Consider the following 9627-nt stretch of genomic DNA (forward strand, 5'->3'; position numbering starts at 1 on the left):
ATGCCGCGCGTTATCTTTGCCCGCAGCCAGGATTTAATCTTGAATTCATTGCCTTTTGGTATGTAGCGCGCAAGGGAAACCAATGCGCCTGTTGTTTGCCACCTCGATCGTGCCCGACGGTAATTCGGGTTCGGGCTATGAGATCGCCAACGCGATCATCATCGATGCGTTGCTGCGCGCCGGTGCGGACGTGACCGTTATGGGCTTTGCCTGGCCGGGCAACGCGCCGTCCAATCCGCAAAAAACCATCCTGCTCGGCGAAATCGATGTGCGGACGGAAAGTGCGTCGCCGCTGCAGAAAATCCGCTGGCTCGCCAAAGCCGTTCTGTCGGGCCTGACCTTTGCCTCGGCAAAGCTGCGGACCGTAAATGACGAAACGGTACGCAATGCGATTGAAAAAGCCGGTCCTTTTGACGGTTATGTGCTGAATTCGGTTCAGTTTGCAGCAGCGTTTGAAAAAGTTCTGGCGGACAACCCCTCGATTTTTGTTGCGCACAATGTTGAGCATCGCTCGGCGGCGGAAAATGCGGAAGCCGCACAGGGTGGCTTTCAGCGTTTCCTGTTTCGCCGTGAAGCGCGCCTTTTGAAGACGATAGAAAAACGGCTCTGCGACCGCGCGAAATTCGTATTCACGCTGGCCGAGGAGGATCGCACAGCGCTTGGCGTGGCAAGTGCGGACAAATCCGCAGCATTGCCCCTGGTTACGCAGACAGTTCCGCCGCCAAAGCTCGAAGCGCGCCGAATTGACTGTGACGCGGCTTTGATCGGCACCTGGACATGGCAGCCGAACCGCATCGGGCTGGAATGGTTTCTGGAAAAGATCGTGCCGCTTCTGCCCGCCGATTTCCGCATCCGCATTGCAGGACATATGCCGTCAGGCGTGACATCGGATCATCCGGGCGTCAAATTCGTCGGGCGCGTTCCCGATGCCCAGGAATTCGTGCGCGGCGCGGCGGTTATTCCGCTCATCAGCACCGCCGGTACGGGCGTTCAATTGAAAACTATCGAGACGTTCGAACTCGGTCTGCCATCGGTCGCGACAAAAAACTCGCTTCGCGGTATCGATCATCTGCCTGAAAATTGTATCGTGACGGATGAGCCGGTGGAATTTGCGCGCGCGCTGGTGAAATTCGCGAGGGGCGAGATGGCGGATGTCGATGGCTCGGATTTCTACGACAACCAGCGCCGGGCGCTGGATGCGGGGATTCGTGCGGGCCTCGACAAAATCCGCTCCGGCGACGAAAGTGTCGCCACATGAACAATCAGACTCTCATTGCCACGACCGTCGAGACAAAGACCATACTGGGCATTCCGGTCGCGAGCCTTGAATGGGAGGCGGCGATCGACCTGCTCAAGCTGAAGCTGGCCGGTCGCGACTTCACCAAGGTAAGTTTTCTCAATGCGCATAATGCCAATCTTGCGCATACCGATCCGGCTTTTGCCGAAGCGCTGAAAAAATTTCTCGTCCTTGCCGATGGCATCGGAGTCGATATTGCCGCGAAAATTCTCTATGGCGCGCCGTTTCCGGCAAATCTGAATGGCACGGATTTTGTTCCGGTTTTCCTGCGCGCCGTTCCGCAATCGTTACATGTCGGCCTGATCGGCGCGACACGGCAAAATGCGGATGAAGCCGCAAAAAAGCTGCTGGCGCTGGCGCCGCAACACACATTCACCGTGATTCACGATGGCTTCTTTTCGCCCGGAGAGGAGCCGGAAATCCTGAAATCCATCGAGGATTTGCGACCAGACATTCTGCTGGTGGCAATGGGCGTGCCGCGTCAGGAATTGTGGATCGCCAGCAACCTCGATGAGCGCCATTGCACCTTGCCGATCGCGGTAGGTGCGCTGCTCGATTTCTTGAGCGGCGCCGTGCCGCGCGCGCCGGGCTGGGTGCGACAGCTCAGGCTCGAATGGGTATTCCGCCTGGCGCTGGAACCCGGCCGACTGTGGCGGCGCTATATTCTCGGCAACCCGCTGTTTCTGGCGCGCGTCATCGGACAGAAGCTTTCGCAAGGCGCGAAGGTATCGTGACGGTCGCTTGCGCCATCGTAACGGCAAGTTATGCGCCGGATCTGGAGCGCTGCAGGCTGCTTTGCGAGACGATGGACCGCCATGTCGAAGGTTGGTCGCATCACTACATTCTGGTCGAGCATCGCGATGTCGCCCTGTTCCGCCAACTTGAAGGGCCGCGCCGCAAGATTATCGACGAGCGCGATCTGCTGCCGGGCTGGCTTCATGCGATAAGCGATCCGTCGAGCCTGTTTCGCAGGCGTATCTGGCTGAGCATGCGAACGCAGCCCATGCGCGGCTGGCATGTGCAACAGCTTCGGCGCATCGCGATTGCCGCGCATGTACCGGAAAAAATCCTGATCTATTGCGATTCGGATATGGTCTTTCTCAAAGCGTTCGATTGCGCGGTCTTTTCGCGCGGCGACGATGTCAGGCTCTTCCGCAAGGACGGAGAGCTTTTTGAAGGCGTCCAAGCCGATCATCGCGACTGGTATCGCAATGCGGGCCGCGCGCTCGGTATTCCGGGCCACGCGCAGGCCGCGCATGGCTACATCTCGACGCTGATCGCATGGCGCAGCGAGAGTGTGATCGATATGTGCAGGCACATCGAGGATTTGCACTCAAAACATTGGGTCGAAGTCATCGGCTCGGCACGGAAATTCTCCGAATGCGTGCTCTATGGACGCTTCGTGGACGAGGTGCAGGGCGGTGCCCATCACTTCCACGCATCCGAGGAATTCTGCCGGGTGCTTTGGTACGGCAAGTCGCCGAGCGACGATGAATTCCGTGCCTTCGTCGCGGGTATGTCGCCGGAGCAGGTCGCCGTCGGCATGCAATCTTTTCTCGGCATGGACGTCGAGCGGCTGCGCGGGTTGATCAAGAAGCTCTGATCAGATCGGCTTCGCCGGACGGCGCAGCGCGGAATAGGTCAGCAGCGCGGAGCCGGCATAGAGGATCACGAACATCCAGTTCAGCGCCATGATCAGCCCCGCCTCGTCAAACCCGCGATAGAGCAGGATGGAGAGCAGAACGCCCTTCATGGCCGCGAGAAATGCAAGGTTTCCGGCGCGCAGAAGTGTCTGGCCGCGGGCGAAAAGCAACTCTGCCTGATACTCGACGAGATTGCGCAATCCCGGCACCAGCAGCGCCAGCATGAGCAATGGGGCAGCCTGCGAAACATTCGCGCCGAGAAGCGTCGGGAAGAAATGCAGGATGACTGCTAGCGTAATGAATGCAGCCGAGGAAACGAGGAAAATCCCGCTCTCGATCATTGCTTTGATCTTGAATTTCTCCAGCAATTGTGGGGCGCGCATCATGCGCTGCACGAGCATCATGGAGAAGGTGCGGATCGGAATTGCAGTCAAATCCACCAGTCGCATGATGATCGCATAGATACCCGCGAGATGCGGCCCGCCGATTGCCAGAACCAGCAGCTTGTCGAATTCCATTTGCAGGTAGAACAGGATTTCGGCACCGGCGACATAGATCGAGTCCATCAGCCGTCGCCAGTAAAGCGGTGTGCGCAGGCGAAGTCGCTGGCGCGGATAGAAGAACATCAGCGCCACGAGCAGGCAGACGGCATTCGCGCCGATGTAGAATTCGGCCCAGACTTCCAGCGTTCTTGTCGGCCAGAACACGAACAGCATCGCCGCAGAGGCTCTTATGATCGAGCCGAGTATGGTCATGGTCGCTGCACGCCCGAAACGGCCGAGGCCGTTATTGACGATCAGCACGACTTCCATGGGGCGCCAGAGCAATGCCTCGGCAAAGACGATCAAGGCGAAAACGAACAGTGCCAGCTCATGCGAGAAGAACAGCCGGTGAACCAGCAGCGACGCCAAAATCAGCAGGGGCAGAGACAGGATCGCGAGCAGCAGAAAGCCTGCGGTGAATGTGCCGATCAGCCTTGGACGGATCGTTGCCGTACGGTAGAGCGCCGATATGAAGCCGAAGGAGAGAATGCGCGACAAAAGAACGCCCGCCGCCGAAGCCGTGGCGAACAGGCCGAAATCCGCGATGGACAAAGTATTGGCGAGCGCGACGAAGTAAACCAGCGAAAAGACGAGACGCCCGGCCGCGCCGCTGACTGCCGAAAAATAGTCGTGCAGAAGCTTGCGCTGTGTGGAAATCAGCGCTGTCAGTCTCGTCAATGGGCTGCTTCTCGCCATCCTGTTGATCTGCTTGCGGTTTTCAGACGTTCTAGCAGGCAATGCTTAATGGCCGGTTCCGCCGGAGCCGGCAGGCCGATGACGTCGGAAATACAACCGGGATCAACCGGCCATGGGTTGTGATATTAACGCTTTGTTTCCCATGTTTCTTTAGTTTGGCTTAGTATTCCGCAGATCGATTCCGTTTTTGCCCGAAAGAACGAAGCCCGCAATGTTCGAATCCGACAAACGACCGGGAGACAAGCGCTCGCTGCTCGCTTTGGGCGTCGAGGATGAGCAGCCGCGCGAAACCGTGGCCAGACGGCCCGGCTCGCTTCTTTCGGTTCCGGTCGATCATCGGCAGGACGATACGCCGCCGCGCCGGGCCAGTCCGCCTCGTGAAACACGTCGCGCGTCAGAGCCGGTTTTCGAAGAAAAAGAGCCGCGCGCGAGCCTGTCTGAACGCTTCGCTTCGATGTTTTCCCGAAGCGAGAAGCAGGCGGAGCCCACGCCTGAATCAGCCTATACGCAGGCTGCGCCACGCGAAGATGAACCGCCCGCACGCCATGAACAGCAGGACCGCCGCTTTGCGGGCGATCACAGGCACACCGACCGGCAGCAGGATGCTGCGGATGATGACGACCAGCGCTGGAAGCCGCTGATCGACCCGATGAAGATCATCGGTGGCGTCGTAAAGTCGCGCTATCTGATCATCGCCATGACGCTGCTCGGCGCTTTGCTCGGTGTGATGATTGCGCTGTCTACGCCGAAGAAATACGAGGCCGCCGCCGAACTTCTGGTCGATCCGCGCGATCTGAAACTCACCGACCGTGACCTGACGCAGACCGGGCTTTCGGGCGAGGCAGCGCTTGCCGTCGTTGAAAATCAGGTGCGCGTGCTGACCTCGGGCACTGTTTTGAACAGGGTCGTGGACCAGTTGAACCTCCAGGACGACCCGGAATTCAACGGGCGTGCCGTTCCGGGCGGGGTCGGCGAAATATTATCGATGGCGCGCGCAATCTTTTCGCGGCCCGATGGCGCCAGCGAGGCCGACAATCGCCGGGCGCTTGCGGTTGGCAATCTGGCGAAAAGCCTCACCGTCGAGCGCGGCGGCAGAACGTTCGTTATCACCGTCGCCGCCAAGACGCTGGAACCGGAAAAATCCGCCCTCATCGCCAATACGATGACCAATGTTTTCCTGCAGACCTATGGTGAATTGCAGGCCGATACGGCAGGCCGCGCCGCGACCGAATTGACCTCGCGCCTCGATGAATTGCGCGCCGGTGTCGAGCAGGCAGAGCGCAAGGTCGAGGCGTTCAAAGCCGAAAACGACATCATCGACGCATCGGGCAGGCTGATTACGGATGATGAAATCCTGAAACTCAACGATCAGCTTTCAGCGGCGCGTGCGCGGACATTCGAACTGAACGCGAAAGCTTCGTCCGCAGGGCAGGTCAATGCGGATGCCGTTTTGAACGGGGCGCTGCCCGAACAATTGTCTTCCAGCGCCATGACCGAACTGCGCTCGCAATATGCGATGCTGAAGCAGGAATCCGACCGGCTTGCGGTTCGGCTTGGACCTCGTCACCCGCAGCGCCTTGCCGCGGATTCGCAGCTTGCAGGCGCGCGCGAACAGATCAACGGCGAGTTGCGCCGCATCATGTCATCGACGCAGGTCGAGCTTCGCCGCGGGGTACAGCTTGAACAGGAACTCGCTTCGCGCCTTGCGCAGCTCAAGGTGCGTCAGGGCAGTTTGAGCGACGAATTGGTGACGCTGCGCGAACTCGAGCGCGAAGTGAACGCCAAACGTGCCGTCTATGAAGGATATTTGCTTCGCGCCCGCGAAACCGGCGAGCAGAAAGATCTCAATCTGGCGAATATGAACGTCATCTCGAAAGCCTTCCCGCCCTTGACCGCAACCGGGCCTTCGCGCGGGGTGATTTCGATTGCCGGAATGCTGCTGGGCTTGATGGCCGGTGTAGGTATCGGTGCATTGCGTGGCGCTTATGAAGGACTGCGCGACAATGCCGACCGCCCGAAGCGCAAGGCCACGTCCCAGCCTTTAGGGGAAGGCCGCCGTGCAACCGACCGGCCAGCGCCGGTTTCCCGGCGCGATCCGAATTACGATGAGCGCTATGCGCCGCCGCGAGAGCCAATGCCTGAGCAGCGTTACGCGGCACATTATGAAGAGCCGCAGCCCTCGCAATCTTCGATCGACGAGATTCGCGAGGAGCTTCGCGAATTCCGTCAGGCCGTGCACGATCTTTCCGAACGCCGCGCCCGCAAGCGCTATTTCTAGGCGCGCCGATAAATTTTTCGCGAAAACCGCACGAGAAATCTCGCGAAACGTCTCCGTTTCGGGCAGGGACTATTGGCGCTGTTTCGAGTTTACGGCATGGAACGGCGTTCTCACGGGATTGCCTGCCCGAAATTTAATGACAATGCCGACGTAACGCGAACTGACGAGGATTGCATATGGCGAAGATTATCGACGGGAAGGCAGTCGCGGAAGACGTGATCAAGACCGTAAAGCAACTGACCGCCAATCTTGCCGAAAAAGGTTCGATCAAGCCGGGACTGGCAGTTGTGATCGTCGGTGAGGATCCCGCAAGTCAGGTCTATGTCGCTTCCAAGGGCAAGCGGGCCAAGGAATGCGGATTTCACTCGGTCCAGCACACGCTTTCCGCCGACACGCCGGAGCAGGAACTGGTCGATCTGGTCGAAAAGCTGAATGCAGACCCAGCTATCCATGGCATTCTGGTGCAATTGCCTTTGCCCGAACATGTCGATGCCGGTCGCATCATCCAGACGATAGCGCCGGAAAAGGATGTCGATGGATTTCATTTCATCAATGTCGGCAAACTCGGCACCGGTGAGACCGAAACCGCTTTCGTGCCTTGCACCCCGGCAGGCTCGATGCTGCTCATCGAGCGGGTTCACGGCAAGGATTTGTCGGGCCTCAATGCTGTCGTGGTCGGGCGTTCGAACATCGTCGGAAAGCCGATGGCCAATCTCCTGCTTGCCGCGAATTGTACGGTAACGATCGCCCATAGCCGTACCAAGGATCTGGGCGCGCTCGCCCGCACGGCGGACATTCTGGTCGCTGCAGTCGGTCGCCCGGAAATGATCAAGGGAGATTGGGTCAAGCCCGGCGCGACGGTTATCGATGTCGGCATCAACCGGATCGCGGCACCCGAAAAAGGCGAGGGCAAAACGCGCCTCGTCGGCGATGTCGCCTTTGCGGAAGCGGAGAAAATTGCAGGCGCGATCACGCCGGTTCCCGGTGGTGTCGGGCCGATGACGATTGCGATGCTGATGGCGAACACGCTGGTTTCAGCGTACAGAGTTGCAGGTCTGGAACGCCCGAAATTCTAGGCGCTTTGCCGCAGCATTGTTGAAATTCCAGCAACCCAGAGGTGCAGGCCTTGCCGAAGTCTTCCGTTCCGGTAGATATGCAGACCATGTCTGATGCTTCGCAAGGTGGCCGGCAGTTTGCGTTCCTGCTGGTCGATAAATTTTCGATGTTTTCGTTGGCTGCGGCCATCGACACGTTTCGCTCTGCCAACAGGTTGCTCGGCCATGATTTCTATGGCTGGACGACCGTTTCGGCCGATGGCGAATCCGTCATGGCCTCGAACGGCCTGCCTTTGAAGATCGACTACAGCGTTGCCGACCTTCCGCCTGCCGACATCGTTTTCATATGCGTCGGACTGACGACCGAATTTCAGGGCAAGAGCAAGGTTCTGTCCGCCTTGCGCAATTGGGGCAGGCGTGGCGGCGCGCTTGGCGCGCTTTCGGTCGGAGCCTTCGTTCTGGCGGAAGCCGGTCAATTGGACGGGCATCGCTGCACCATCCATTGGGAAAACCGCGCGGGCTTCAAGGAGCGTTTCCCGGAGATCGAATGCACCGGCAGCGTCTTCGAGATAGATCGCAAACGCTACACCTGCGCGGGCGGCACGACCTCCATCGACCTTATGCTGGAAATCGTCAGGATCGACCTTGGTTCCAACATCGCCAACGGCGTTGCGAACCAGTTCCAGCATGAGCGCATCCGCTCGGCAGGCGACCGCCAGCGTGTTGGGCCGGAGCGCGACCTGACCGGAAAATCCGAAAAGCTGCGCAAGATCGTTGAGCTCATGGCCGACAATCTGGACGAGCCGTTTTCCGCCGTGCAGCTTGCGAAATCCGCGGGCCTGTCGGTGCGGCAGGTGGAGCGACTGTTCCTGCGCCATCTGAACATGACACCTGGCCGCTATTACATGCGGCTGAGACTGGAGCGCGCCCGCGAATTGCTGCGCCAGACGAATATGCCGATCCTGGACGTCGCGATCGCCACCGGCTTCACATCGCATTCCTACTTTGCCCAGAGCTACCGGTTGCAATTCGGCCGCCCGCCCTCCGAAGAGCGCCGCACGACCTATTGATAATCAGGCGGCGAGAAAGCCGCCATCTGCCGCCAGCACATGGCCGACGACAAAGGCGGACTGCTCGGATGCCAGCCACACCACCGCTTCCGCCACTTCTTCGGGTTCGCCCATGCGCCGCAGCGGCAGCCCGGCGGCTACGGCATCCAGCCCTCCGACGCCCGCAGCCGCCAGCTTCATCATGTCCGTCACCACCCGGCCAGGCGCAATCGCATTGATGCGCACGCCGCGCGAAGCGTATGTCATCGCAGCGGAGCGCATCAGCGAGATCGTGGCGGCCTTCGAGGCCGAGTAGAGCGCGAAGCCGGGGTTGGGATTGCGGATACCGCTGACGGATGTGTTGATGATGATACGCCCGCTGCCCTGCGGCAGCATGACAGCCAGTTGCTGCTTCAGGCACACGAACACCGAACGCACATTGGTATCGAACACCGCGTCGAATATTTCAGTGCTTTGTGTTTCCAATGGAGCGGGCCGTTCCTGATAACCGGCATTGTTGAACGCGACATCCAGCCGGCCGAACCGCTCCACGGTTTTTCGCACCATATGCTCGACATCGTCGTCATTGGTTACGTCGGTACGGATAAACAGGCTCTCGGCTCCAGCGGCAGTACAGGCTTCAACCACCGCATCGCCCTCTTCGGAACGGCGACCTGCGATAACCACTGCCGCAGCACCTTCTTCTGCCATTTTAAGCGCCGTCGCCCGGCCGATACCGCTGCCCCCGCCGGTGATAAGGCATACGCGCCCGGCCATTCGGGCATGTGCAGTCTGCTCGTTCGAGTGCAAGGTTTCAGCCGACATATCTGCCTCGTTCACGAAATCCGCATTGAGTCATAAAGTTGTATCATACAACTAATTATACGCAAGGGGATCGTTGTACGGCAGGCGAAGACTCAGAGACGAAAAAATCAGTGGTTAATTGTCGGGATTTCGGCGGCAATTCGATTGCCCTCCGAAGAACAAAGCCAGCTATTGGGTGCTTCGCAACGCTAGAGTGGTTCCTGTTTTGATGGAATCGCGAGGCGCCCCCCCTCTGTCCTGCC

Annotated in this window: 8 protein-coding genes; 6 read left to right on the forward strand and 2 right to left on the reverse strand. The window is 59.3% G+C overall.

Going from position 1 to position 9627, the window contains the following annotated elements:
- The first annotated feature begins 82 nt into the window (after positions 1–82).
- From ABFT80_RS18365 to ABFT80_RS18375, 3 genes are read left to right on the forward strand one after another with little or no spacing between them, the layout of a single operon-like run.
- The gene (locus ABFT80_RS18365; RefSeq protein ID WP_347973367.1) at positions 83–1258 is read left to right on the forward strand and encodes a glycosyltransferase family 4 protein; all 1176 of its coding nucleotides are present in this window, start codon (positions 83–85) and stop codon (positions 1256–1258) included.
- On the forward strand, positions 1255–2031 hold the full coding sequence (locus ABFT80_RS18370) for a WecB/TagA/CpsF family glycosyltransferase (RefSeq protein ID WP_347973368.1): 777 nt from the start codon (positions 1255–1257) through the stop codon (positions 2029–2031). Before ABFT80_RS18365 ends, ABFT80_RS18370 begins: the two co-directional genes overlap by 4 nt.
- Positions 2028–2900, forward strand: a complete 873-nt coding sequence (locus tag ABFT80_RS18375; protein ID WP_347973369.1) for a DUF6492 family protein — start codon at positions 2028–2030, stop codon at positions 2898–2900. The genes ABFT80_RS18370 and ABFT80_RS18375 overlap by 4 nt, the downstream gene beginning before the upstream one ends.
- Here ABFT80_RS18375 and ABFT80_RS18380 read toward each other — a convergent pair whose 3' ends face one another.
- On the reverse strand, positions 2901–4178 hold the full coding sequence (locus ABFT80_RS18380; protein WP_347973370.1) for a lipopolysaccharide biosynthesis protein: 1278 nt from the start codon (positions 4176–4178) through the stop codon (positions 2901–2903). It lies immediately after the preceding gene.
- Between the two features lie 211 nt (positions 4179–4389).
- On the opposite strand from ABFT80_RS18380, the gene ABFT80_RS18385 reads away from it, so the two are divergent.
- The 3 genes from ABFT80_RS18385 to ABFT80_RS18395 all read left to right on the forward strand — a co-directional run bounded on the left by ABFT80_RS18385 (position 4390) and on the right by ABFT80_RS18395 (position 8581).
- Positions 4390–6456, forward strand: coding sequence for a GumC family protein (locus ABFT80_RS18385; RefSeq protein WP_347973371.1), 2067 nt, complete (start codon positions 4390–4392; stop codon positions 6454–6456).
- Between the two features lie 176 nt (positions 6457–6632).
- Positions 6633–7532, forward strand: coding sequence for a bifunctional methylenetetrahydrofolate dehydrogenase/methenyltetrahydrofolate cyclohydrolase FolD (gene folD, locus ABFT80_RS18390; protein WP_347973372.1), 900 nt, complete (start codon positions 6633–6635; stop codon positions 7530–7532).
- 86 nt (positions 7533–7618) lie between these two features.
- On the forward strand, positions 7619–8581 hold the full coding sequence (locus ABFT80_RS18395; protein ID WP_347973392.1) for a GlxA family transcriptional regulator: 963 nt from the start codon (positions 7619–7621) through the stop codon (positions 8579–8581).
- A gap of 3 nt (positions 8582–8584) precedes the next feature.
- Here the strand turns inward: ABFT80_RS18395 and ABFT80_RS18400 are convergent, their stop codons facing one another.
- Positions 8585–9385: an SDR family NAD(P)-dependent oxidoreductase gene (locus ABFT80_RS18400; protein ID WP_347973373.1), complete on the reverse strand. Its 801-nt coding sequence runs from the start codon at positions 9383–9385 to the stop codon at positions 8585–8587.
- Positions 9386–9627: the final 242 nt, after the last annotated feature.

The sequence above is a fragment of the Foliimonas ilicis genome, assembly GCF_039939195.1.
Lineage (GTDB): Bacteria > Pseudomonadota > Alphaproteobacteria > Rhizobiales > Rhizobiaceae > Foliimonas > Foliimonas ilicis.

Excerpts from the sequence above, each read along its gene's own strand:
- ABFT80_RS18400 (WP_347973373.1), bottom strand. The coding sequence starts at position 9,385 with ATGTCGGCTGAAACCTTGCACTCGAACGAGCAGACTGCACATGCCCGA.
- ABFT80_RS18395 (WP_347973392.1), top strand. The coding sequence starts at position 7,619 with ATGTCTGATGCTTCGCAAGGTGGCCGGCAGTTTGCGTTCCTGCTGGTC.
- ABFT80_RS18380 (WP_347973370.1), bottom strand. The coding sequence starts at position 4,178 with ATGGCGAGAAGCAGCCCATTGACGAGACTGACAGCGCTGATTTCCACA.
- folD (WP_347973372.1), top strand. The coding sequence starts at position 6,633 with ATGGCGAAGATTATCGACGGGAAGGCAGTCGCGGAAGACGTGATCAAG.
- ABFT80_RS18365 (WP_347973367.1), top strand. The coding sequence starts at position 83 with ATGCGCCTGTTGTTTGCCACCTCGATCGTGCCCGACGGTAATTCGGGT.
- ABFT80_RS18370 (WP_347973368.1), top strand. The coding sequence starts at position 1,255 with ATGAACAATCAGACTCTCATTGCCACGACCGTCGAGACAAAGACCATA.
- ABFT80_RS18385 (WP_347973371.1), top strand. The coding sequence starts at position 4,390 with ATGTTCGAATCCGACAAACGACCGGGAGACAAGCGCTCGCTGCTCGCT.